The following is a 25,255-nucleotide window of genomic DNA, read 5'->3' on the forward strand; positions in this document are numbered from 1 at the left end:
CCATTACAACCCCATCTGCTTACTGATGATCTCGTTCATCACCTCGCGAGTCCCGCCGCCAATCGACAAAATCCGGTTGTCCCGGTACAGCCGCTCCACCAGGCTGCCGCGCATATAACCCAGGCCACCGAGAATCTGCACCGCGTCATATGTCACCCGGTCGGCGGTGTCGGTGGCGAGGTTCTTGGCCATGGAAATCTCCTTGATCACACTCTTGCCCGCCGCCATCTTCGCCGCCTGGCGGTAAGTGAACTCCCGGGAAACCTCGACCGCCGTGGCCATCTCCGCCAGGCGGTGCTTGAGCACCTGGAACTTGCCAATCGGCTTGCCAAAGGCCTCGCGCTGCGCGGCCCACTTCAGGCTCTCTTCCAGGGCCATCTGCGCCGTCATGTTGGCCATCAAGGCCAGGGCCAGGCGTTCGCTCTGGAAATTGCCCATGATGCAGGCAAAGCCCATGTTTTCGGCGCCGATCAGGTTGCCTACCGGCACCTGGCAATCGTCGAAGAACAGCTCGGCGGTGTCCGATGCCCACCAGCCCATTTTCTTCAGCGGCTGGCCGACGGTGAAGCCTGGTGTGTCCTTTTCGATCAACAGCAGGCTGATGCCGGCAAAACCCGGCCCGCCGGTACGCACGGCGACGGTGTAGTAGTCGGCGCGCACGCCGCTGGTGATAAAGGTCTTGCTGCCACTGACCCGATAACAGTCGCCATCACGCACCGCACGGGTTTGCAGGCTGGCCACATCGGAGCCGCCACCGGGCTCGGTGACGGCCAGGGCCATGATTTTCTCGCCGGACAAGACTTGCGGGGCCACGCGCTCGCGCACTTCGGGGCGCGCCCATTTGACGACGGGCGGCAGGCCGATATCCAGCGAACCCAGGCCCGCCACTACGCCGCCAGAACCACAGCGCATCAGCTCTTCGCTGGCGGCAACCTTGGCAAACAGGTCACCTTCATGACTGCCGCCCAGGGCTTCGGGGTAGCCAATGCCGAGAATCCCTGCCGCGCCGGCCTTGAGGTACAGCTCACGGGGGAAGTGTTCGGCCTCCTCCCATTGCTCGATGCCCGGCAGCATCTCGCGCTCGACAAAACGGCGCACACTGTCGCGGACCAATTGGTGACTGGGGTCGAAGTATTCCTGATAGGCAGACATCGGCAAGCTCCATGCAGAGATGGAGCGAACTTACCAAGCGCTTGCTTGGTTATCAAGCAGTACGCAAAAGCAATGTGTGTCGCTTATGTGGGAGCTGGCTTGCCTGCGATGCAGGCACTGCGGTGTATCAGGGGGACCGAGGCGATGCCATCGCAGGCAAGCCAGCTCCCACACAAGCCAGCGTGCTACAGGATATTAGGCTTAGAGGGCGATAGGTTTACGCCCGGCAAACGAGTGCGCCAGGGTGCCGCCGTCCACCAGCTCCAGCTCGCCCCCCAACGGCACGCCATGGGCGATGCGCGAGGTGATCAAGCCTTTGTTGGTCAGCAGTTGCGCGATGTAATGTGCCGTGGCTTCACCTTCCACCGTCGGGTTGGTGGCCAGGATCACTTCGGCAAAAGTGCCCTGCTCTTCAATGCGCGCCACCAGTTGCGGGATACCAATGGCTTCCGGCCCCAGGCCGTCGAGCGGCGACAGGTGGCCCTTGAGCACGAAGTAGCGCCCGCGATAGCCGGTCTGTTCCACCGCGTACACGTCCATCGGTCCTTCGACCACACACAGCAGTGTGTCGTCGCGACGGGGATCGGCGCATTGCGGGCACAGTTCTTCTTCGGTCAGGGTACGGCACTGGCGGCAATGGCCCACACCGTCCATGGCCTGGCTCAAGGCCTGGGCCAGCCGCGAGCCACCGCTGCGGTCACGCTCCAGCAGTTGCAGCGCCATGCGCTGGGCGGTTTTCTGGCCCACGCCCGGCAGGGTCCGCAGGGCATCGATCAGTTGACGAATCAGAGGGCTGAAGCTCATGGGGCAAAGGTCCGACAAAACAACGAGACGCGGTTTATACCCGCGCCTCGGATAAGCGTCAAATACGCACGACCAACTTGCCGAAGTTGCGCCCTTCCAACAGCCCGATAAAAGCCTCGGGGGCCTGCTCCAGGCCGTCGACCACGTCTTCGCGGAACTTGACCTTGCCGTCACGCACCCAGGGCGCCATGGCGCTGATAAATTCCGGGTGACGGTCGCCATAGTCGTCGAACACGATAAAGCCCTGGATGCGCACGCGCTTGGTCAACAAGGTGCGTTGCAGCGCCGGCAGCCGATCAGGGCCGCTGGGGGCCTCATGGGCGTTGTAGCCGGCAATCAGGCCACACAGAGGGATCCGCGCCTTGGGATTGAGCAGGGGCAGTACGGCGTCGAAGACCTTGCCGCCGACGTTTTCATAATAGATGTCCACCCCGCTGGAACAGGCCTGGGCCAGTTCATCGGCAAAATCCGCGCTTTTGTGGTCGATGCACGCATCAAAACCCAACTCCTCCACCACATAGCGGCACTTGTCTGCCCCGCCCGCGATGCCAACCACCCGCAAGCCCTTGAGCTTGGCCACCTGGCCGACCACCGAGCCCACCGCACCCGAGGCTGCCGCGACCACCAGGGTTTCCCCGGCCTTGGGTTGGCCGATATCCATCAGGCCCATGTAGGCCGTCATGCCGGGCATGCCCAGCACGCCAAGGGCCATGGACGGGCTCGGCAAGCCCTTGGGCACCGGCATCAGGTTGCGCCCATCGCTGATGCTATGGCTTTGCCAGCCGGTGGCGCCGACCACCAGGTCACCCACCTCGAACCTGGGATTGCGCGACTGTTCGATACGGCTGACAGCGCCGCCGGTCATTACCTCGCCGATTGCTACCGGCGCGGCGTAGGACGGCGCATCACTCATGCGCCCACGCATGTAGGGGTCTAGGGACAGGAACAGGGTCTTGAGCAGGACCTGGCCGTCCTCCAGGTCTGGCAGCGCCACGCGCTCCAGGCGAAAGTTCTCCGGCACGGGCGCGCCTTGCGGGCGGGAGACCAGGACGATGCGCTGGTTAAGGGTCATGGCTTGGGTCATCAGCAAGGCTCCTTTATATCGGTGATTGAATTCAGCGGTATAGGGTGCAGACAGCTGTTGCAAGGCTAACGTTCGATTGTGCCCGACACACACAAAAATGCCAGGCGCTAGGCCTGGCATTGTCAGTGTCGCGCTAGCCGATCAGAACGGCAGCTTCATGCCCGGCGGCAGTTGCATGCCCGCAGTCACGCCGGACATTTTGTCCTGGCTGTTGGCTTCGATCTTGCGCACGGCGTCGTTGACGGCCGCGGCGAACAGGGCTTCGAGCATTTCCAGGTCGTCTTCGCCAACGCCCGGCAATACGCTTGGGTCGATGCTCACGCGCTTGATGTCGTGACGACCGGTCATCACCACGCTGACCATATCGCCACCGGCTTTACCGGTGACTTCGGCGTTGGCCAGCTCTTCCTGCATCTTGGCCATCTTTTCCTGCATCTGCTGCGCCTGCTTCATCAGGCCGGCCATGCCACCTTTCATCATGGGAATCACCTCAAAAGTACGTGGATCAATACGGCGCCGTGCCTTGGGGCACGGCGCCTGCAATTATCAGCCCGCTGCAACCTGGGCTTCGACAGGTTCAATAGTATCGTGTCGCACCACCGCGCCAAACTGCGCCATCATCTGCTGGATCAGCGGATCGGCCTGGATCGACGCCTCGGCCTCGCGCTGGCGGTTGAGCCGGCGACGGGTGGCCGCCTGGGCCGGGGTTTCCTGTTCGGGCTTGATCAGCTCGATGGTCACCGTCAGGGTGCGCTCGTGGAACTGGTTCAGGGCATCGTTGAGCCGGCGCTGCTGGGTCGCGTTGAACAGGGCGCTGTGGGCCGGGTCCAGGTGCAACAGCCAGTGATCGCCCTCGACCGCCATCAGCGTGCAGTTGGCGGCGATGCTGCCGGTCATGCCGGAGATCGGCAATTTCGGGAACAGCTCCAGCCATTGCAGGGCCAGACCGGTGGCCGGCATGGCGGCAGGTTCCGCCTCCGGCTCGGGCGCCGGCTCAGCGGCGTGCTCGCTGGCCAGGTCGTCCAGGTAGCTGTAGGCCGAATCCATGTCCGGCTCAATGTAGTCTTCATCCAGCGGCGGCTCATCATCGTCCAGGTCGATACCCGGCGTGGCGGCGTCCACCTCGGCGATGGTCGGTTCAGGCACGGGAGCCGAGACCCACTCCGGCGCATCCGGCACTACGCTGTCGGGAGTCGGCGTCGGCATCGGCGTGAGCTCAGGCTGCTCGCCGGTGGTTTCCAGTACGGGCTCGACGGCAGGTGCCTGCTCGGCCACGACCTCTACCGGCTCGTTCCAGGGCAGATCGACCACGGGCGCAGGCGCGGGCTCGACAACCGGCTCCGGCGCCGCCACAGGCGCTACAGGCTCAACCGCGACCGGGGCTGGAGCGGCGGCCACAGGTTGCGGCGCGATCACTGGCGCGACCACGGCCGCGCCAGCCACTGGTTTGGCGGAATCAACTGTGGCCTGGCTGATCCCCACTGGCTTTAGCGGCTGTCTCGGCGCATCGGCGGTGTCTGCGGGGCGGAATGCCAGCATGCGCAACATGACCATTTCAAAACCGCCGCGCGGGTCTGGCGCCAACGGCAGGTCGCGGCGCCCGATCAGGCCCATCTGGTAGTAGAACTGCACATCTTCGGCCGGCAGCGCCTGGGCCAGGGCCAACACGCGGTCGCGGTCGCCGTGGCCGTTATCGACCCCTTCAGGCAGTGCCTGGGCGATGGCGACGCGGTGCAGCACGTTGAGAATTTCCGAAAGCACGCCATTCCAGTCCGGGCCCTGCTCCGATAAATGGCGCACGGCTTCGAGCAGCGCCTTGGCGTCGCCTTCGATCAGCGCATGCAGCACGTCAAACACTTGGCCGTGATCGAGGGTGCCGAGCATGGCGCGCACGTCGGCGGCCATCACCTTGCCTTCGCCGAAGGCTATCGCCTGGTCGGTCAGGCTCATGGCGTCACGCATCGAGCCATCGGCGGCGCGGCCGAGCAACCACAGCGCGTCATCTTCAAACGGCACGTTCTCCACGCCCAGCACATGGGTCAAGTGCTCGACCACCCGCTCGGGGGTCATGTTCTTGAGGGAGAACTGCAGGCACCGCGATAAAATCGTTGCAGGAAGTTTCTGCGGGTCGGTGGTGGCCAGGATGAATTTGACGTAGGGCGGCGGTTCCTCCAAGGTCTTCAACAGCGCGTTGAAGGAGTGGCTGGAGAGCATGTGCACTTCGTCGATCAGGTAGACTTTGAAGCGGCCACGGCTGGGGGCGTACTGCACGTTGTCCAGCAGTTCGCGGGTGTCCTCGACCTTGGTGCGGCTCGCGGCGTCGATCTCGATCAGGTCGACAAAGCGCCCCTCGTCGATCTCCCGGCATACCGAGCAGGTGCCGCAGGGCGTGGAGGTGATGCCGGTCTCGCAGTTCAGGCACTTGGCAATGATCCGCGCAATGGTGGTCTTGCCCACCCCGCGCGTGCCGGTGAACAGGTAGGCGTGGTGCAGCCGTTGGCTGTCCAAGGCATTGATCAGAGCCTTGAGCACATGGGTCTGGCCGACCATTTCGCGGAACGAGCGCGGGCGCCATTTACGTGCAAGAACCTGATAACTCATCGAAAACCGTCGCGACTGGGAAGCGGAAGACGGTAATGCTAGCGGAGCAGGGGGGAAATTGCATCCGGCACGCTCGTCTAATCTGACTAAGCTGTCTTAGCACGCCCGTACCAGGGCGGATCCCGGAGAGTTTATGCGCGTAGTCCTGGGCGCTTTATGGATGATCAGCACACTGAGCCTGGCGGCGCCTGCGCCGTTGCGCTTCGCCATTTCCGACAGCTGGGCCATGCCTCTGGTGCAGATCGAGCGGGACCAACCGACCCAGGGCATTTTATATGACCTGATCTTGAGCCTGGCGACCCAGGTCGGCCATCCGGCCCGGTTCCAGGTATTGGCCCGGGCCCGCATCGCCCCGGCCATGAAAAATGGCGAGGTCGACGTGCGCTGCTACGTCGCACAGGCGTGGCTCAATGACCAGCCCGGCGATTATGTGTGGAGCATCCCGTTGCTGGTACAGCGCAATGTGCTGGTCAGCGCCCACGTGCCGCCGCTGTCGGTCATTGTGGACAAGCTGTCGACACAGAATATCGGCACCGTGCTCAACTACAACTACCCGACCCTTGATCCCCTCTTCGCCAAGGGCCAACTCAAGCGCGACGACGCCCGCAGCGAAGCGCAAGTGCTGCAAAAACTGGTGGCCGGGCGTTTCAAGTACGCGGTCACCAACGAGTGGACCCTGGAGCGCTTCAACCAGCAATTGCCGGTGGACCGCCGCCTGCACGTGGTGGCCGTGGTCGAAGAGCAAAGCCTGGGCTGCTATGTGCGCAACGACCCGGCCCTGCCCGTCCAGCAGATTTTGCGCACCTTGATGCGGATGAAGATGTCAGGGGAAATTGACGGCATCGTCCAGCTCTACACCGGCAACGGTGGGCGCCAGCCTCAATCTTCATCAACGCCATAGTTGAGCAGATCGAACCCCGCCGCCCAGGCCGGCACTTCGGCGGCGGGCATGGGCTGGGCAAAATAATAACCCTGGGCCACTTCACACCCCATGCGCAGCAGTAACTGGCCATGCTCCAGGGTTTCCAGGCCCTCGGCGATCACTTCGCGGCCAAAGGCCCGGGCCAGGCCGATCACCGCCTGGGTCAGCGCCAGGTCGTCCTTGTCATGCAGGATGTCGCGCACAAACGACTTGTCGATCTTGATGGTCTGGGTCGGCAGGCGCTTGAGGTAGCTGAGGGACGAATAGCCGGTGCCGAAATCATCCAGGGAGAACCGCACCCCCAGCGCCTGGCATGCCGCCAGGTGCTCGGTAACGCGCTGGATATGATTGATGGCCACCGATTCGGCGATCTCCAGGTCAAGCATGTGCGGCGCAACATCAGGATGCTGGGCCAGCAGCTGTTGCAGGCGCTCGACAAAATCCGCGCGCTGGAAATGCCGCGCCGCGATGTTCACGCTGACCGGCCAGCAATGCCCGGCCTCTTGCCACTGGCGTATCTGCGCCAGCACCTGGTCCATCACCCATTCGCCGACGTCGACGATCAGGTCGGTCTGCTCGATCAGCGACAGGAAATCCTTGGGCGACACCAGCCCGCGTATCGGGTGCTGCCAGCGCAGCAACGCCTCAAACCCCACGACCTGGCCGTGGCGCAGGTTGATCTTGGGGTGGAAGTGCAGGCACAACTCCCCCGCCGCCAGGGCCTGGCGAATCTGCTGGACGGTCTGGTGGGTGGCCTTGACCTCTTGCTCCAGGGACACGTCAAACAGCTGGTAGCGGTTACGGCCGCTTTGCTTGGCCACATACATCGCCTGGTCGGCATGGCGCAGCAAGGTGTCGGCATCCTCGTCATCCAACGGGAACAGCGTGACGCCAATGCTGGCAAACACGTTGATCTGCGCCCCCAGGATCGAGTACGGCTCGGAAATGGCCGTGAGGATGCGCCGCAAAGCGCGGTTCAACTCCTCGGCATCGCGCACGTAACGCAGGATCAGCACAAACTCGTCACCGGCCAGCCTGGCGACCACGTCTTCGCCGCGGATGATGTCCCGCAGGCGGCTGGCGACCTCCACCAGCAACAGGTCGCCGGAGGCATGGCCGTAGCCGTCATTGACCGCCTTGAAGCCATCCAGGTCGAGCATGCACACCGCCAGGGGAATGTGCTCGCTGCGGGAAAATTCCAGGGATTGCACAAGCAATTCCGAAAGGTAGGCGCGGTTGGGCAGCCCGGTCAGTACATCGTGGCCGACCCGCCATTGCAGGGTTTGCAGCAACTGGCGCTTTTCGCTGACATCAAACCGAATCGACACGTACTTCTGCACCTGGCCGGTACGCTCATCGACCAGCGGCACCATGGTGCTGTCGACCCAATACAGCGACCCATCCTTGGCGCGGTTGCAGATTTCCCCGCGCCAGACCTTGCCCTCGGTGATGGTGCGCCACATGCCCTGGAAAAACCCGGCAGGGTGCAACCCGGAGCTGAGGATCCGGTGGTTGCGCCCCAGCAACTCGTCGCGGCTATAGCCGGACATGCCGCAGAATTGGTCGTTGACGTAGGTGATGCGGCCGGTGAGATCTGTCTCGGAGAAAATGGCGGCGGCATCCACGGCCCTGCGGTATTTCTCATCCATGAATGAGGCTCTAGGTGGCTAGCGGTTGAACCGCTCGACCAGGGCACGCAACCCGGAAGAGATGCTTTCAAGTTCCCGGCCCCGGGTGACTGCAGCGTTGGCATTGCCCGCTGTCTTTTGCACCGTGGCCGCGACGTTATTGATCTGTTGTGAAACATCCTCTGCGACGTGGGATTGTTCCTGTGAGGCAGCAGCCATTTGCTGGCTCATGCCGGTAATGCGCTCCACCGCCTGGCGAATGCCCAGCAGTGCCTGTTGCGCCTGCAATACCTGTTGCACGCCCTGCTCGGCTTCGTGAATGCCGGTGCTGGCAATGTTCACCGCTTCGTCGGCGCCTGCGCGCAAACTCTGGATAATGCCCTGGATCTGCTCGGTGGACTCGCGGGTCTTGCCCGCCAGCGCCCGCACTTCATCGGCCACCACGGCAAAGCCGCGACCCTGCTCGCCGGCCCGCGCCGCTTCGATAGCGGCGTTGAGGGCCAGCAGGTTGGTCTGGTCGGCGATGGCCTGGATCATGCTCGCGGCCACGCGGATTTCCTGGGTCTGGCCGGCCAGATGGCCCACCGCCTGGTTGATCTGGGTGACGGTGCTCGCCAGCAACTGGATCGCCTCGCGGGTGCTGCCGACCACCTGGCTGCCATGCCCGGCCAGGTCATTGGCGGTGCGGGCTTCGCTGGCGGTCTGCTGCACATGCGTCGCCACTTCGGCGATGGACGCGGCCATTTCGGTCATGGCGGCGGCGGTCATATCGGTCTCGGCGCGTTGCTCCAGCAGCGCCGACTCGGTCTTGCCCGACAACACACTGGAATCGGTCGCCGCCTCGGCCATCTGCGTGGCCAGGTCGCTGAGCCGCGTGAGGGCGGTTTTCAAGCGCGCCTCCTCGCTGATCAGGATCATTTCCAGCTGCGCCGCCGGGCCCAGTGCATCGCTGTAGGTCATGGCGCTGATGGGGTCGGAAAAGGTGTTGGGCGTGTGTTCGACAATCTGCTTGAGCTGCTGCCCCAGACGCCGGTGTGCCCAGGCCCCCAGGCCGAGAAACAGCAGCGCGGCCGATGCCTGCGCCCAGCCGGTGGGCAGCCATTGCACCGCGCCACCAGCGACCAGCGCCGCCAGGGCGGGCACGGCCAGGGCATTGCCGAGCTGGCCCAGGCGCTGTGGCAGCGACACCGCCGAGCGCCCGGCACGCAAGCGTGCGTAGAGCGCTTCGGCACGCCGCACCTGCTCGCGCGTCGGCTTGACCCGCACCGACTCGTAGCCCACCAAGCGGCCCTTTTCGAGGATCGGCGTGACATAGGCGCTGACCCAATAGAAGTTGCCATTCTTGCAGCGATTCTTGACCACGCCCATCCAGCTGTGGCCGGCCTTGAGGTAGCGCCACATCAGTTCAAACACCGCAGGCGGCATGTCCGGGTGGCGTACCAGGTTGTGGGTACTGCCGATCAGTTCGGCCTGGGTGAAGCCACTCATGGCCGCAAACTCGGCGTTGCAGTAGGTAATATGGCTATTGATGTCCGTCGCGGAAATGAGCCGTTGCTGCTCCCCGAAAGTCTGTTCAACTGTGGTGACCGGCAAATTGACGCGCACTTTAAAGCTCCATGGACAGCATTCGATCTACCGGCCCGGGATCGGGTAGATCCGGCAGGTAGAGGGGTATTTCCAGACGGGTAAACCGTCAATCGGCTGGCTGGCCCCATTCAGCGGGCAAACCAGGTTTTACCCAGCACCTGACCTTCGGTTCGACGAAGATCAACTAGGCTTTAATTCGAGCGTCTGGTACGAAAGACGGGTGCTGCAGGGCCGTGCTAGAGCGCCCCTGGCGCTGCGGCCAAGCAACTTTCAGCGGTCACCTTTATGAAAGTGAGGAGAAAGCGATGATTTCCTGTTTCATAAAGCTGCCCTGTGAAACAAGCCCGTCAAATACTTGTCCTAAACGCCGATTCTACGAATTACATCACACTTTGCAAGAAAAGGTGATGGTGCGTGCCGTTGCCTAATGCCAATATTTATCGTTAAGTTCTTGATTCTAAATGGGAATTGAGCGATGCAAATTTCAAGTTTGGGTCCAGCCATCAGACGCTACCGAAAGGTAGCGGGGCTTACTCAGGCTGAACTAGGTGAGAAAACCGGTTTTGACCCTAAAACCATCAGCCGCTTCGAAACCGGCACCTATACACCCAGCGTTGACGCTCTCTTCTTGTTTGCAGAGGCCCTGGGAGTGAAGCTGAAAGTCTTTTTTGCCGATCTGGGCGATGAGGAAGAACAGCGCGCTTATCTGTTCGGTGTCATTCATAAAGCCACCCCGAAGGATCTGGGAAAGCTGATAGCGGCGGTAGACCAGGCCTTGTCCAAGCCTTAGAGCTCGCACGACATAAAAAGAGCAGGCCGCTGATGTTGCCTGCCCTTTGCCTCCAGACATGATCCAACCGGACAGCCCCTCTTTTGGCAGGCGCTGGGCCACGCCTTTTGTCAACATGGTCGCGCGGCCCAGGTGGATTCGGTATCCTTTTGCGCAATTATTTCAAAATGTAAAGGACTACCATGAACTACCTCCGCCTACTGGTGGCGGCTGCCGTCTTGAGCCTGCCTGTCGCGCCGGTCCATGCCAGCACCGCCCCGGCGCCGGTCGAAACCAGCGCCCCCGCCGAAACCGCCGAACACTTCCTCGCCTCCCTCAAACAGCAAACCGGCACCATCACCCTGCCCGGCGGTATCGCCACGCTCAAGCTCAACGACGAGTTCTACTACCTTGACCCCAAGGACAGCGAACGCCTGCTCACCGACGGCTGGGGCAACCCGCCGGGCTTCAGCACCCTGGGCATGATCGTGCCCAAGGCCGTCAGCCCACTGTCGGCACGCGGCTGGGGCGTGATTGTCAGCTACAAGGACGACGGGCATATTTCCGACGAAGACGCGGCCAAAATCGACTACGCCGAACTGCTCAAGCAGATGCAGGAAGACGATGCCGAGGACAACCAGGAACGCCAGAAACAGGGCTACGCCGGCCTGCACCTGCTGGGCTGGGCCGAACCACCGCACTACGACCAACAGTCCCACAAGATGTACTGGGCCCGTGAACTGAAAGCCGACGACGCCGAGCAGAACACCCTCAACTACAGCATCCGCGTGCTGGGCCGCGAGGGCGTGCTGGAACTCAATGCCGTCGCCGCCATGGCCGACCTGCCCACCATCAAGCAGGAACTGCCCAAGGTCCTGGCCTTCACCAACTTCACCGATGGCAACCTCTACACTGACTACAACCCGGGCACCGACAAGCTGGCGTCCTACGGCCTGGCCGCACTGGTCGCAGGCGGGATCGCCGGCAAGGCCGGGCTGTTCGCCAAGATCGGCATCTTCCTGCTGGCGGCGAAGAAGTTTCTGGTGATTGGTGTGATTGCCCTGCTGGCCGGCGCGCGCAAATTCTTCAACCGTCACAAAGGCTGATTGCCAGACACGCAAACGCCGCGGGAAACCGCGGCGCATGGATAGCTTCGCCCGCTGCACAGGAGTGCATGGCAAAGTAAAAATACGGATGAGTTGCAGAGTTGTTGCAAGGAGAGCGTTATGGAGGCAACCCCACCAGCCACACCCCGGCACACAATGTTCCCGCTGTGGCTGCTGCCTTCCGGCTCTGACCAGGTTCACGGGTAATCGTTGCGGGGGGACCGATGGGGTCACCATAACGACGCTGGCCTCTCGGCAAGCCGCGCCATTGTACCGATCTCATCGGAAGTTACAACCGTTGACGCAGGATTAAAAAGCCAAGAGGTTCAAGTACTTGCCATAGCCCTCAGGAACACCCGCCCCCACATTTCGATTATTGGGCGTTCAATGCCTCATCCGCCCGGCCACCCTCCTCCTGGATCACCAGGTGGATGAAGTGCAACTTGGCAATCACCGCCGGGGGCAGCACAAAGGGATAGAAATCCGGCTGCCCCATGCTGCGGGACAGTTCGTTGAGCATGCCGGCCAGCTCGATCCAGGCATTGACGAAGGACAGGAACGCCGTGCCGCCAGGGTGCTGCGGGTCATAGAGGGTGGTGAGGGGAAATGACGGGTAGTCCAGGTCCATCTCCCGCGCGCTCATGCCAAACCCCAGGGCGGTGTCGACCGCGTCCATCATGTGCAGGTAATGGGCCCAGGTTTCCGCCCAGTCTTCCCAGGGGTGCATGGTGGCATAGGCGCTGACGCTGGTTTGCTGCCAATCCGGGCGCGGGCCGTTCTGGTAGTACTGGTCGAGGGCGTCGGCATAACTGGCGCGCTCATCGCCGAACAGGTTGCGAAACGGCTGCAGCCAATGACTGCCGGCGATCAGGCGATCCCAATAGTAGTGGCCGACCTCATGGCGGAAATGACCGAGCAAGGTGCGGTACGGCTCGCGCATCTGCACGCGGATTTTCTCACGATGCTCGTCGTCGGCTTCCTTGATATCGAGGGTGATCAAGCCGTTGGCGTGGCCCGTGGTGGGGGCCTTGCCTTCCAGGTCGATACCCACGAAGTCAAAAGCCAGGCCGTTGGTCTCGTCGACTGTTTTGGGAATCACCTGCAAACCCAGGCTGATCAATTGCGCCACCAGCCGGCGCTTGGCGGTTTCGACTTTGCGCCAGCGTTCGGGGTTTTCCGCGATCGACAGGTCGGGGATGGTGCGATTAAGGCTGCACGCTACGCACAGCGGCGCAGTGCTGTAGGCCGGGATCAGCCAGTTGCAGGCCGCCGGGGTGTCGAGGTTGGCGCAACGGCGAAAGGCGCCGGCGTCGAGGTTGTCGTCCTGCAGCCAGGTATCGACGACAGGCCCCGGTTGCAGGGATGACAGCCGGCTTTGCTGAGGCAGGTAGCCCAGCAGCGCCGAACAGGCCAGGCACTGGCTGTTGCGAAAGAACAGGGATTGCCCGCAACGGCACTGCCAGACCTTGCTGTTGCGCGCAGCCCCGGCCACGAACGGTGCGGCGATGCGCGAACTGAGCTGCTCGAAGAAGCGGTACATGGCGATCTCTCCAGGGGCGTGCCCAAGACTAGATCATTTACTACCCAAGATCGTTCCCACGCTCTGCGTGGGAATGCATCCCAGGACGCTCCGCGTCCCAACAGCGGACGCAGAGCGTCCATGGCGGCGTTCCCACGCAGAGCGTGGGAACGATCAGCAGAGCGTGGGAACGATCATCAGAGGGGGATGTTGTGGCTGGCCAGGAAGGCGACGAATGCCTCTTCGTCCAGCACCTTCAACCCCAGCTCACTGGCCTTGGCCAACTTGGACCCGGCGCCCGGCCCGGCGACCACGCAATGGGTTTTCGCCGATACCGACCCCGCCACCTTGGCGCCCAGGCTTTCGAGCTTTGCCTTGGCCACGTCGCGGCTCATCAGTTCCAGCGAGCCGGTCAGCACCCAGGTATGCCCTGCTTCGGGCAAGCCCTCGACCACTTTCTTCTCGCTCTGCCAGTGCATGCCGAAGTCCTTGAGCTGCTGCTCGATGGCCAGGGCACGACGGGCATTGTCCTGATCATCAAAGAACTCGCGCACGGCCTTGGCCTGCTTCTCCGGCAGCGCCTGGCGCATGTCCAGCCAGTCGGCCTGGATAACCCCCTCCAGGGAGCCAAACTTGTCCGCCAGCTTTTGCGCAGCCCCCGGCCCCACGGAAGGCACGTGCAACTTGTCGAGCAAGCCGCCCAGGGTGGTGCTGGCGGCGAACTCGGCACTCAGCTCGCCCTGATCCTGCAAGACCAGTGCGCATTCGTCCGGCGACAACAGCGCGCCAATCACTTGCTGGTTGTGGCTGTCCTCAAAGAAGCTATGGATCTCGTGAGCCACTTCCAGGCCCACATCCGGCAAGTACGTCAACACTTCCGGCAACGCCTGCTGCACACGCTCAAGGGAGGCCAGCGAGCGCGCCAGCACCTTGGCGGTTTCCTCGCCCACATCGGGAATGCCCAGGGCGTAGATAAAGCGGGCCAGGGTCGGGGTCTTGCTGTTTTCGATGGCGGCGATCAGTTTTTTGCTGGAAACATCGGCGAAGCCTTCCAGGTCGATGATCTGCTCGTACTTGAGCTTGTACAGGTCAGCCGGCGAGCCGATGAGCTTTTCGTCGACCAACTGCTCAATGGTCTTGTCGCCCAGGCCGTCGATATCCATGGCCCGGCGCGAAACAAAATGGATAATCGCCTGCTTGAGCTGCGCGCCACAGGCCAGGCGCCCGACACAGCGATACACCGCGCCTTCGCTGACGGTTTCCCGACCCTTGCTGCGCTTGACCAGTTGCGTGCGCTCCACATGGGAACCGCACACCGGGCAGTTTTCCGGGATCTGTACGGCGCGGGCATTTTCCGGGCGGCGCTCGGTAACCACCGACACGACCTGTGGGATCACATCACCGGCACGGCGGATGATCACCGTGTCGCCGATCATCAGGCCCAGGCGCGCCACTTCGTCCATGTTGTGCAACGTCGCATTGGACACGGTAACGCCCGCCACCTTGACCGGCTTCAGGCGCGCCACCGGCGTCACGGCGCCGGTGCGGCCGACCTGGAACTCAACGTCGAGCAGCTCGGTGAGCTCTTCCATCGCCGGAAACTTATGGGCGATGGCCCAGCGCGGCTCGCGGGCGCGAAAGCCCAGTTCGCGCTGGTACGCGATACTGTTGACCTTGAACACCACACCGTCGATTTCATAGGCCAGGCTGTTACGCCGCTCTCCGATATCGCGGTAGTACGCCAGGCAATCCTCAATGCCCCTGGCCAGCTTCAGCTCGTGGCTGATGGGCATACCCCACTGCTGCAGCTGCTGCAGGTTGCCGATATGGGTGTCGCTGATATCGGTGGTCACGCCGTAGCAGCAGAACTCCAGGGGGCGGCTGGCGGTGATCTTCGAGTCGAGCTGGCGCAGGCTGCCGGCGGCGGCGTTGCGCGGGTTGGCGAAGGTCTTGCCGCCGACTTCCAGTTGCGTGGCATTCAAGCGCTCGAAACCGGCCTTGGACATAAAGACTTCGCCGCGCACTTCCAGGGTCGCCGGCCAGCCCGTGCCGTGAAGCCTCAAGGGGATATTGCGCACGGTGCGTACATTGACGCTGATGTCTTCGCCCGTGGTGCCGTCGCCACGGGTCGCGCCGCGTACCAACTCGCCATCCTGGTACAGCAGGCTGACCGCCAGGCCATCGAGCTTGGGTTCGCAGCTGTATTCCACCGCCACGCCAGCGCCAAACAGATCGCCCACCGGCAGGTCGAGGCCCTCGGTGACCCGGCGATCAAACTCCAGCAGGGTGGCTTCATCAAAGGCGTTGCCCAGGCTGAGCATCGGGATCTCGTGACGCACCTGGGTAAACGCCGACAACGCCGCGCTGCCGACCCGCTGCGTGGGTGAGTCGCGGGTCACCAGGTCCGGGTGCTCGGCTTCCAGCGCCTTGAGTTCGTGGAACAACCGATCGTACTCGGCGTCCGGGATGCTCGGCTCGTCGAGTACATGGTAACGGTAGTTGTGCTGATCCAGTTCAGCGCGCAGTTCGAGGATGCGGGTGTGGGCGGCGGTCATGGGTGTTCTCTCATAAAGCAAAAGAGCAGCCGAAGCTGCTCAATATGTAGTGCACGGATTCTACAGGCAACGCTTAGGATTAAACCTTAGCGCTTCTGTGTCAGGGCGCGACGCTCGAACTCGACGATGCGCTGACGGTAATGCTCGATGGTCTGGGCGGTCAGCACGCTGCGCTGGTCGTCCTTGAGCTCGCCGTTGAGTTCCTGGGACAGCTTGCGGGCTGCGGCCACCATGACGTCGAACGCCTGTTTCGGGTGACGCGGGCCTGGCAGGCCGAGGAAGAAGCTCACCGCCGGGGTGCTGAACAGGTCGATATCGTCCAGGTCGAAGGTGCCCGGCTTGACCGCGTTGGCCATGGAGAACAGCACTTCACCGTTGCCGGCCATGCTTTCGTGACGGTGGAAAATATCCATCTCGCCAAAACGCAGGCCGCTTTCCAGGATGTTCTGCAACAGCGCCGGGCCCTTGAAGCCGGCCGCGTCGCGGCAGATCACGCTGATCACCAGCACTTCTTCAGCCGCGGGTTGATCCTTGGCGGCCTCACGCGATGCGCTCTTGGCCGGGCGCTCATCGGGGAAGTCGCCGTCACGGCTGCTGAAGCTCGGGCCTTCATCCACGTCAAGGTTCAGGTCCCCCTGATGCGGCTCGGCCACGGCAGCGCTGCCACGCTTGCCGCGCTTGGACGACGGCTCGCGGGCTTCACGCACCGGCGCGCTCATCGACGGCAGGTCGTGCTCGTCCAGTTGCGGTTCTTTATGGGTGTCCAGGACACGGGGCGGCCCCAGCAGCTCGGCGGCGCCGTCGTCGTCGGGCAAATTGGACAGGTTGCGGTCCAGACGGAATTTCAGCTTGCCCTTGCCGCCGCGCATCCGGCGCCAGCCATCAAAAAGAATACCGGCTATTACAATAATGCCGATGACGATCAGCCACTCGCGCAGACCGATTTCCATGTAATCCCTTGCCTCTATAAAAAATGCTGAAAAATAAGGGGTTTAGCACCGTGCAAACCGCTTTAAAACGTGGCGCCAACTCTATGTTCTGACTGACGTTTTGCCCACGCATACGAAAAATTGACATTAAACTAGCACGACCAAAGATAACTTTACACAGTTGGCGCAAAATGTGTCGGCTGACGCAGGAATTAAGCTACAAGCCATACGCTTCAAGCCGACACTCTTGCCGCTTGAAGCTAGCAACTTGCCGCTAACTTTCCACCATCGCCATCGCCTCTTCCACATCCACCGCCACCAGTCGCGAACAGCCCGGTTCATGCATGGTCACCCCCATCAATTGATCGGCCATTTCCATGGCGATCTTGTTGTGGGTGATATAGATGAACTGCACCGTCTGGGACATCTCTTTAACCAAGCGGGCATAGCGTCCAACGTTAGCGTCATCCAACGGCGCGTCAACTTCATCGAGCATGCAGAACGGCGCCGGGTTCAACTTGAAGATGGCAAATACCAGGGCCAATGCGGTCAGGGCCTTCTCGCCACCGGACAACAAATGGATGGTGCTGTTCTTCTTGCCCGGGGGCCGCGCCATGATCGTTACCCCTGTATCGAGTAGATCTTCGCCCGTCAGTTCCAAGTAAGCGCTGCCACCACCGAAAACTTTTGGAAATAAGGCCTGTAAACCGCCATTAATCTGATCAAAGGTATCTTTGAAGCGGTTACGGGTTTCCTTGTCGATCTTGCGAATGACATTTTCCAAGGTGTCCAGGGCTTCCACCAGATCGGCGTCCTGGGCATCCAGGTAACGTTTGCGCTCGGACTGCTGCTGGTATTCGTCGATGGCCGCAAGGTTGATCGCGCCAAGTCGTTGAATACGCGCAGCAATGCGCTCAAGTTCTTCCTCGGCGTCTTTCTCGTTGGCCTGGGCGGTCAGGGTATTGAGTACGCCGTGCAGGTCGTAGCCATCTTCGAGCAACTGGTCCTGCAGGGTTTTGCGGCGCACCGTGAGGGCCTGCCATTCCATGCGTTGCTGTTCGAGCTGGCTGCGGATCAATTGGGATTGCTGCTCGGCCTGGGTCCGGCGCTTTTCTGCGTCGCGCAGTTCACGGTCGGCGTCTTCCAGGGCGATTTGCGCGGTCTTGAGTTCTACGTCGACGCTCATGCGTTTATCGAGCAACTCTTCGAGCTTCAAGCGCAGCTCTTCCAGGGGCGCCTCGCCCTCCTCCAGGTTGAGGCTCAGTTGCTCGCGCTTTTCCGTCAGGCGCTCGGACTGCATCTCCAGGCGCTCCAAGGCCTGGCGCGTGGAGTCGTGCTGGGCGCGCAACGAGCCCAGGCGCACCGCCAACTGGTGGGCGTGATCCTTGTGCTGGCGCGCTTCCTGGCGCACCCGGTCGAGGCGCTCGCGCAGGCTGTCACGCTGGGCCAGCAGCAGTTCGCGCTGCTCGGTGTCCAGAGCCATGCTGTCGAGGGCATCCTGCAACTGCAGGCGCGCTTCGCCGACTTGTTCGTGTTCGAGGGCGCGCTGCTCGCCCATCTCGGCCACTTCTTCATCGAGACGGGTACGGCGCAGGGTCAACTGTTCGGCCTTGGCCTTGCTGGCCGAGAGCTGGGCTTTCAGTTCGCCCTGCTGGCGCGCTTCGTCCTGCAACAGGCGGCGCAAATGTTCGCGACCGGTCTCTTGCTGGCGCTGGGTGGCGCGCAGGGTTTGCAGTTGGGTTTCCAGGGACTCCAGGGTCGCCTCGCGCTCTTCACGCTCGGCGCTCAGGTTGACGATTTCCTGGCCACGGGCCAATACGCCACTTTCGGCTTCACTGGCGCGGCGCACCCGCAAAAAGTGCCGGCCCACCCAATAGCCATCGCGGCTGATCAGGCTTTCGCCAGAGGCCAATTGGCCACGCAGCGCCAGAGCCTGTTCCAGCGAGTCCACCGGCTTGACCTGGCCCAGCCAGGGCGCCAGGTCAATCGGCGCCTCGACTTTATCCAGCAGGCTGCCCGGCACGCGGGTGCCATCGGCTGCCGGGCTGAGCAGGCGCAAGTCGCCCTGGGTAAAGCCCGCCAGGTCAAGGCCGCCAAAATCGTCCACCAGCACCGCTTGCAGGTCTGCACCGAGCACGGTTTCCACAGCCAATTCCCAACCAGCTTCAACCTTCAAGCCTTCGGCCAGGCGCGGACGCTCGGCCAGGTGCTGGTCGCGCAGCCATTCGGCGGTGCCGGTGCCGGGGTCCAGTGCGGCTTGCTGCAAGGCCTCAAGGGAGGCCAGGCGCCCGTTGAGGCGCTGCAAATCGCCTTGGGCCTGCTGCTGCGCCTGGGTCGCCTGCTGCAGTTCCTGGCGCAATTGCTCCAGGCGCTCCACTTGTTGTTCTTCGCTGGCCTCCAGCTCTTCCAGGGTCATTTCGCTTTCAGCCAGTTGCTCGCTCAACGCCATGATCGCCGCGTCTTCCGGGGCAGCAGCCAGCAAGGCGCGCTCCTCCAGGACCCGGCGCTGGCGCTCGGCCAGGCGTTCCATGCTGGTTTCCAGTTGCTGGATGCGCGACTGCTGCACCTCAGCCTGGCGCCGCGGTTCGGCGGAACGCAGGTTGAACGCGTCCCACTGCTCCTGCCAGCCGTGCATGGAGGTTTCCGATTCTTCCAGGGCCGCGGCGGCTTCTTCGGCGGCGGCGCTGGTGATTGCCTGCTCGGGGGTGAGCATGTCCAGCTCCTCCCCAAGGGTCAGCAGCAAGGTGCGGTCGTGACCCAGGTGCGACTCGGTTTCCAGCCGCGCCCGTTCCGCTTCCTTGAGGTCATCCTGCAACTGGCGCAAACGCTGCTGGCCGTGCTGGATGCTCTGTTCGACCCGCGCAATATCGCCGCCCACCGAATAGAAGCGGCCCTGCACCAGATTGAAGCGCTCGGACAGGTCATGGTGACCGTCACGCAGGCGCTCGATGCTGGCGTCGGCATTGCGCTGCTCGGCCACCAGGGCCTCGAAGCTGATTTCCTGGGTGCCGATGATCGCTTCGCGCTGGCCCACCTGGTCATTCAAGGCCTGCCAGCGCAGCGCCGAGAGTTGCGCCTTGAGCTGGCGTTCTTCGCCTTTGTATTCCTGGTACTTCTCGGCCGCCTGGGCCTGGCGGTGCAGGCGCTCCAACTGGCGCTCCAGCTCTTCACGCAGGTCGGTCAGGCGCGCGAGGTTTTCGTGGGTGCGGCGGATGCGGTTTTCGGTCTCGCGGCGGCGCTCCTTGTACTTGGAGATGCCGGCCGCTTCCTCGATAAAGTTGCGCAGGTCCTCGGGCTTGGCTTCGATCAGCTTGGAGATCATGCCCTGCTCGATGATCGAGTAGCTGCGCGGGCCCAGGCCGGTGCCGAGGAAGATATCGGTAATGTCCCGGCGCCGGCACTTGGTGCCGTTGAGGAAGTAACTGTTCTGGCTGTCGCGGGTCACTTTGCGGCGGATGGAGATTTCCGCGTAGGCGGCGTACTCCCCCACCAGGGTGCCGTCGGAGTTGTCGAACACCAGTTCGATGCTGGCCTGGCTCACCGGCTTGCGGCTGGTGGAGCCGTTGAAGATGACGTCGGTCATCGACTCGCCACGCAGGTTTTTCGCCGAGCTCTCGCCCATCACCCAGCGTACGGCGTCGATGATGTTCGACTTGCCGCAGCCATTGGGCCCGACCACTGCCGCCATATTACTGGGGAAGTTGACCGTGGTCGGGTCGACGAAGGATTTGAACCCCGCCAGTTTGATGCACTTGAGCCGCACGCTTAGGCGTCCGCCAGGGCTGCGATGACCAATGAGGCACTGCGCTGGCAGTAAGCCGAGAGCACCTGGCGGATCTGCGGCAGGTCACGGGCGAGGACGGCGGCGAGCAGTTGCTCGAACAGCGCCAGGTACTCGCTCATGGAGGCCTTGCGCTGATCCAGGGCCAGGTAATAGGCGCGGTTCATCGCCGGTTGCAGGTTCTCGACGGTTTCCTGCAGGTACGGGTTATTGGCAAAGGGGTACGCGGCGCGCATGACATTGAAGCATTCTTCGACAAAGGCGCGGATGTCCTGGCGTTCAAAATTGCTCACCAGCCGTTGCTGGATCTGCACGAACGGCGCCATGTCGGCCTGGGTCTGCCAACCCTTGGCCACCGCATCCCCCAGCAGAATGTACAACTCGCTCATCAGCGTACACAGGCTCTGCACCTTGTGCGCGGTGAGTTCGGTAACGTGGGCGCCACGGCGCGGCAGGATGGCGATCAGGTGCCGGCGCTCAAGGATCAGCAAGGCTTCGCGCACGGAGCCACGGCTGACATTGAGTGCCAGCGTGACTTTCTGTTCCTGGATCCGTTCCCCAGGCTTGAGATCGCCGCGAATGATGCGTTCGGCGAGGTGGTGAGCGATTTGCTCGGCGAGACTGTCCGGCGCCTTGAACGTCATGTTTTCCCTTCAAAATCTGCTATCGGTACAAGGGCGGCAGTGTAGCGCAATCGCTGGGCCGACAACGCCGAATTTGGCATGAAATACGCAGACGATAAAGCCCAGGCGCCCCTGAAAACGGCGGTTACAGGGATCTGAACCATAATCAAAGGGGTTGCAACCGCACTTTCTTGACCTTTCGGTCAGAAAATCGTTGACCGAAAAGTCAGACATGACTAGATTCGGCGCAAAGCGGTTAACAACAATAATGAGTCTGCGAGGCCTTCCGTGATCCAGTTTTTACTCAACCAGGAGCTCCGTAGCGAGCATGCCCTGGACCCGAACCTGACAGTGCTCAACTACCTGCGTGAGCACCTGGGCAAATCCGGAACCAAGGAAGGCTGCGCCAGCGGCGACTGTGGTGCCTGCACCGTGGTGGTCGGCGAGTTGCAGACCGACGAGCAAGGCGCCGAGCAGATTCGCTATCGCAGCCTCAATTCGTGCCTGACGTTTGTCTCGTCCCTGCACGGCAAACAGCTGATCAGCGTCGAAGACCTCAAGCACCAGGGCCAACTGCACAGCGTGCAACAGGCCATGGTCGAGTGCCATGGCTCGCAGTGCGGTTTCTGCACGCCGGGCTTTGTGATGTCACTGTTCGCCCTGCAAAAGAACAGCGACGCCCCGGACAGCGCCAAGGCCCACGAAGCCCTGGCCGGCAACCTGTGCCGCTGCACCGGCTACCGGCCGATCCTCGCCGCTGCCGAACAAGCCTGCTGCAACAAGCCCCAGGACCAGTTCGACAGCCGTGAGGCGCAAACCATCGCCCGCCTCAAGGCCATCGCCCCGACGCAAACCGGTGAACTGAACAGCGGCGACAAACGCTGCCTGGTGCCCCTGACCGTCGCCGACCTGGCCGACCTTTACGACGCCTACCCCCAGGCCCGGTTGCTGGCCGGCGGCACCGACCTGGCGCTGGAGGTCACCCAGTTCCACCGCGTGCTACCCGTGATGATCTATGTCGGCAACATTGAAGCCATGAAGCGCATCGAGACCTTTGCCGACCGCCTGGAAATCGGCGCCGCCACCGCCCTCTCCGACTGCTACAGCGCACTGCACCACGAATACCCGGACTTCGGCGACCTGCTGCACCGCTTTGCCTCCCTGCAAATCCGCAACCAGGGCACCCTTGGCGGCAATATCGGCAACGCCTCGCCGATCGGTGATTCGCCGCCGCTGCTGATCGCCCTCGGCGCGCAGATTGTGCTGTGCAAAGGCAGCGTGCGCCGCACCCTGGCCCTGGAAGACTACTTTATCGACTACCGCGTCACCGCCCGCCAGGACAGCGAGTTCATCGAGAAAATCATCGTACCCAAGGGCCACACGCTGTTTCGCGCCTATAAGGTGTCCAAGCGCCTGGACGATGACATCTCGGCGGTCTGCGCGGCGTTCAACCTGAAGATCGACAACGGGGTGATCAGCGCTGCCCGCGTCGCCTTCGGTGGCATGGCCGCCACGCCCAAGCGCGCGCAACATTGCGAGGCGGTGCTGATCGGCGCCACCTGGAACGCCGCCACCGTGGAGCAGGCCTGCGCGGCCCTGGCCGAGGACTTCACCCCGCTGTCGGACTTCCGGGCGAGCAAGGAATACCGCCTGCTCAGCGCACAGAACCTGCTGCGCAAATACTTTATCGAACTGCAAACGCCGCACATCGAGACTCGGGTGACCGCTTATGTCTAACCATCACGCCGTGGTAAAAACCCAAGCCGAAATGGCCGCGCTGTTTGCCCAGGACCTGACGTCCGGGGTCGGGCGCAGCGTCAAGCATGACAGCGCCGCCAAGCACGTGTCGGGCGAGGCGCAGTACATCGATGACCGCCTGGAATTCCCCAACCAGTTGCACCTGTATGCGCGCCTGTCCGACCGCGCCCATGCCCGGATCCTCAGCATCGACACGGCGCCCTGCTACGCCTTCGACGGCGTGCGCATCGTCATTACCCACGAAGATGTGCCGGGCCTGAAAGATATCGGCCCGCTGATGCCCGGCGACCCGTTGCTGGCCATCGACACCGTGCAGTTCGTCGGCCAGGTGGTACTGGCCGTCGCCGCCCGCGACCTGGAAACCGCACGCAAGGCCGCCATGGCGGCGGTGATCGAATACGAAGACCTGGAGCCGGTGCTGGATGTGGTCGAGGCCTTTCGCAACAAGCATTTTGTGCTGGACAGCCACACCCACCAGCGCGGTGATTCGGCGCTCGCCCTGGCGAGCGCGAAACACCGCATCCAGGGCACCCTGCATATCGGCGGCCAGGAACACTTCTACCTGGAGACCCAGATCTCCTCGGTGATGCCCACCGAAGACGGCGGCATGATCGTCTACTGCTCCACCCAGAACCCCACCGAAGTGCAAAAGCTGGTGGCCGAAGTGCTCGACGTGTCAATGAACAAGATCGTGGTCGATATGCGGCGCATGGGCGGCGGTTTTGGTGGCAAGGAAACCCAGGCCGCCAGCCCGGCCTGCCTGTGTGCGGTGGTGGCGCGCCTGACCGGCCAGCCGACCAAGATGCGCCTGCCCCGGGTCGAAGACATGCTGATGACCGGCAAGCGCCACCCGTTCTATATCGAATACGACGTGGGCTTTGACGACAACGGCCGCCTGCACGGGATCAATCTGGACCTGGCGGGTAACTGCGGCTGTTCGCCAGACCTGTCGAACTCGATTGTCGACCGCGCGATGTTCCACTCCGACAACGCATATTACCTGGGCGACGCCACCGTCAATGGCCATCGCTGCAAGACCAACACCGCCTCCAACACCGCCTACCGTGGCTTCGGCGGCCCGCAAGGCATGGTTGCCATCGAGGAGGTGATGGACGCCATCGCCCGCCATCTGGCGCTGGACCCGCTGGCGGTGCGCAAGGCCAATTACTATGGCAAGACCGAGCGCAACGTCACCCACTACTACCAGACCGTCGAGCACAACATGCTCGAAGAGATGACTGCCGAGCTTGAGGCCAGCAGCCAATATGCCGAGCGCCGCGCAGCGATCCGCCTGTACAACGCCCACAGCCCGATCCTGAAAAAGGGCCTGGCGCTGACCCCGGTCAAGTTCGGTATTTCGTTTACCGCCAGCTTCCTCAACCAGGCCGGCGCCTTGATTCATATCTACACCGACGGCAGCATCCACTTGAACCACGGCGGCACCGAGATGGGCCAGGGCTTGAACATCAAAGTCGCGCAAGTGGTGGCCGAGATTTTCCAGGTGGACATCGACCGGGTGCAGATCACCGCGACCAACACCGACAAAGTGCCCAACACCTCGCCGACCGCCGCCTCCAGCGGTGCCGACCTCAACGGCAAGGCCGCGCAGAATGCCGCCGAGACCATCAAGCAGCGCCTGGTGGAATTTGCCGCGCGCAAATACGACGTCAGCGAGGCCGATGTTGAGTTCCACAACGGCCATGTGCGGGTGCGCGAGCTGATCCTGACGTTCGAGGAACTGATCCAGCAGGCGTATTTCGCCCAGGTGTCGTTGTCGAGTACCGGCTTCTACAAGACCCCGAAAATCTTCTACGACCGCAGCCAGGCGCGGGGCCGACCGTTCTACTACTTCGCCTTCGGCGCGGCCTGTTGCGAAGTGATCGTCGACACCCTGACTGGCGAGTACAAGATGCTGCGCACCGATATCCTCCACGATGTGGGCGCCTCGCTGAACCCGGCCATCGATATCGGCCAGGTGGAAGGCGGCTTTATCCAGGGCATGGGCTGGCTGACCATGGAAGAGCTGGTGTGGAACAACAAGGGCAAGCTGATGACCAATGGCCCGGCCAGCTACAAGATTCCGGCGGTGGCGGACATGCCCCTGGATTTGCGGGTCAAGCTGGTGGAAAACCGCAAGAACCCGGAAGACACGGTGTTCCACTCCAAGGCGGTGGGCGAGCCGCCATTTATGCTCGGGATTGCCTCGTGGTGCGCGATCAAGGATGCGGTGGCGAGCCTGGGTGACTATCGCCATCAACCGAAGATCGACGCACCGGCGACCCCGGAGCGGGTGTTGTGGGGCTGTGAGCAGATGCGCCAATTGACCGCTGCGAAGGCTGTTAAAACCGAAACCGAGTTGGCTTCGCTCTAGACCGAGGCGCTGCTATCGCGGGCAAGCCCGCTCCCACAGGGGAATGCATTCCATATGTGGGAGCGG

17 protein-coding genes, 1 other RNA gene and 1 pseudogene are annotated in these 25,255 nt (G+C 62.6%); 5 read left to right on the forward strand and 14 right to left on the reverse strand.

Features of this window, described 5'->3' with window-relative positions; all coding sequences use genetic code 11:
• Nucleotides 1-3: 3 nt before the first annotated feature.
• From AC07W7_RS17285 to dnaX, 5 genes are all read right to left on the reverse strand, one after another.
• On the reverse strand, nt 4-1,152 hold the full coding sequence (locus AC07W7_RS17285; protein ID WP_076961231.1) for an acyl-CoA dehydrogenase family protein: 1,149 nt from the start codon (nt 1,150-1,152) through the stop codon (nt 4-6).
• A gap of 201 nt (nt 1,153-1,353) precedes the next feature.
• A complete protein-coding gene (gene recR / locus AC07W7_RS17290; RefSeq protein ID WP_076961229.1) occupies nt 1,354-1,956 on the reverse strand; it encodes a recombination mediator RecR in 603 nt (200 codons plus the stop codon).
• Between the two features lie 58 nt (nt 1,957-2,014).
• The gene (gene curA / locus AC07W7_RS17295; RefSeq protein WP_495039758.1) at nt 2,015-3,040 is read right to left on the reverse strand and encodes an NADPH-dependent curcumin/dihydrocurcumin reductase; all 1,026 of its coding nucleotides are present in this window, start codon (nt 3,038-3,040) and stop codon (nt 2,015-2,017) included.
• A gap of 141 nt (nt 3,041-3,181) precedes the next feature.
• Nucleotides 3,182-3,520, reverse strand: a complete 339-nt coding sequence (locus AC07W7_RS17300; protein ID WP_003193199.1) for a YbaB/EbfC family nucleoid-associated protein — start codon at nt 3,518-3,520, stop codon at nt 3,182-3,184.
• 66 nt (nt 3,521-3,586) lie between these two features.
• Entirely contained in the window at nt 3,587-5,641 is a 2,055-nt protein-coding gene (dnaX, locus tag AC07W7_RS17305) for a DNA polymerase III subunit gamma/tau (protein WP_495039759.1), read from the reverse strand.
• Between the two features lie 133 nt (nt 5,642-5,774).
• Between dnaX and AC07W7_RS17310 the strand changes: the two genes are divergently transcribed.
• Nucleotides 5,775-6,542: a substrate-binding periplasmic protein gene (locus tag AC07W7_RS17310; protein ID WP_495039760.1), complete on the forward strand. Its 768-nt coding sequence runs from the start codon at nt 5,775-5,777 to the stop codon at nt 6,540-6,542.
• Here the strand turns inward: AC07W7_RS17310 and AC07W7_RS17315 are convergent.
• The 3 genes and pseudogenes from AC07W7_RS17315 to AC07W7_RS17325 form a co-directional block, all read right to left on the reverse strand.
• The gene (locus AC07W7_RS17315) at nt 6,521-8,212 is read right to left on the reverse strand and encodes a putative bifunctional diguanylate cyclase/phosphodiesterase (protein WP_495039761.1); all 1,692 of its coding nucleotides are present in this window, start codon (nt 8,210-8,212) and stop codon (nt 6,521-6,523) included. The genes AC07W7_RS17310 and AC07W7_RS17315 overlap by 22 nt on opposite strands.
• An 18-nt stretch (nt 8,213-8,230) precedes the next feature.
• Nucleotides 8,231-9,151, reverse strand: a complete 921-nt coding sequence (locus tag AC07W7_RS17320) for a methyl-accepting chemotaxis protein (RefSeq protein ID WP_415640210.1) — start codon at nt 9,149-9,151, stop codon at nt 8,231-8,233.
• Between the two features lie 363 nt (nt 9,152-9,514).
• A pseudogene (locus tag AC07W7_RS17325) lies at nt 9,515-9,796 on the reverse strand (PAS domain-containing protein); the annotation flags it as partial.
• A 457-nt stretch (nt 9,797-10,253) separates the two neighbouring features.
• On the opposite strand from AC07W7_RS17325, the gene AC07W7_RS17330 reads away from it, so the two are divergent.
• A complete protein-coding gene (locus AC07W7_RS17330; RefSeq protein ID WP_029298195.1) occupies nt 10,254-10,568 on the forward strand; it encodes a helix-turn-helix domain-containing protein in 315 nt (104 codons plus the stop codon).
• Between the two features lie 182 nt (nt 10,569-10,750).
• Nucleotides 10,751-11,653: a DUF2167 domain-containing protein gene (locus AC07W7_RS17335; protein ID WP_076961223.1), complete on the forward strand. Its 903-nt coding sequence runs from the start codon at nt 10,751-10,753 to the stop codon at nt 11,651-11,653.
• A 130-nt stretch (nt 11,654-11,783) separates the two neighbouring features.
• Here AC07W7_RS17335 and ffs read toward each other — a convergent pair.
• The 6 genes from ffs to AC07W7_RS17365 all read right to left on the reverse strand — a co-directional run bounded on the left by ffs (nt 11,784) and on the right by AC07W7_RS17365 (nt 21,081).
• Nucleotides 11,784-11,880: signal recognition particle sRNA small type (gene ffs, locus AC07W7_RS17340), an RNA gene on the reverse strand.
• Between the two features lie 146 nt (nt 11,881-12,026).
• Nucleotides 12,027-13,193, reverse strand: a complete 1,167-nt coding sequence (locus AC07W7_RS17345; RefSeq protein WP_495039762.1) for a zinc-binding metallopeptidase family protein — start codon at nt 13,191-13,193, stop codon at nt 12,027-12,029.
• A gap of 176 nt (nt 13,194-13,369) precedes the next feature.
• Nucleotides 13,370-15,727 carry an NAD-dependent DNA ligase LigA gene (ligA, locus tag AC07W7_RS17350; protein WP_495039763.1) on the reverse strand — a complete coding sequence of 786 codons (2,358 nt, stop codon included), beginning with the start codon at nt 15,725-15,727 and terminating at the stop codon, nt 13,370-13,372.
• A gap of 86 nt (nt 15,728-15,813) precedes the next feature.
• Nucleotides 15,814-16,677 carry a cell division protein ZipA gene (gene zipA, locus AC07W7_RS17355; RefSeq protein ID WP_076961220.1) on the reverse strand — a complete coding sequence of 288 codons (864 nt, stop codon included), beginning with the start codon at nt 16,675-16,677 and terminating at the stop codon, nt 15,814-15,816.
• A 253-nt stretch (nt 16,678-16,930) separates the two neighbouring features.
• A complete protein-coding gene (gene smc, locus AC07W7_RS17360; RefSeq protein ID WP_169900789.1) occupies nt 16,931-20,419 on the reverse strand; it encodes a chromosome segregation protein SMC in 3,489 nt (1,162 codons plus the stop codon).
• Between the two features lie 2 nt (nt 20,420-20,421).
• Nucleotides 20,422-21,081 (reverse strand): GntR family transcriptional regulator, encoded by a 660-nt coding sequence (locus tag AC07W7_RS17365; protein ID WP_076961218.1) that lies wholly within the window; start codon nt 21,079-21,081, stop codon nt 20,422-20,424.
• A gap of 267 nt (nt 21,082-21,348) precedes the next feature.
• Here AC07W7_RS17365 and xdhA point away from each other — a divergent pair, with 267 nt between their 5' ends.
• Both xdhA and xdhB read left to right on the forward strand, forming a co-directional pair.
• Nucleotides 21,349-22,797, forward strand: a complete 1,449-nt coding sequence (gene xdhA, locus AC07W7_RS17370) for a xanthine dehydrogenase small subunit (protein WP_169900791.1) — start codon at nt 21,349-21,351, stop codon at nt 22,795-22,797.
• Nucleotides 22,790-25,189 carry a xanthine dehydrogenase molybdopterin binding subunit gene (xdhB, locus tag AC07W7_RS17375; RefSeq protein WP_197883764.1) on the forward strand — a complete coding sequence of 800 codons (2,400 nt, stop codon included), beginning with the start codon at nt 22,790-22,792 and terminating at the stop codon, nt 25,187-25,189. Before xdhA ends, xdhB begins: the two co-directional genes overlap by 8 nt.
• Nucleotides 25,190-25,255 lie beyond the last annotated feature (66 nt).

The organism is Pseudomonas sp. GW821-FHT01D09, assembly GCF_059422465.1.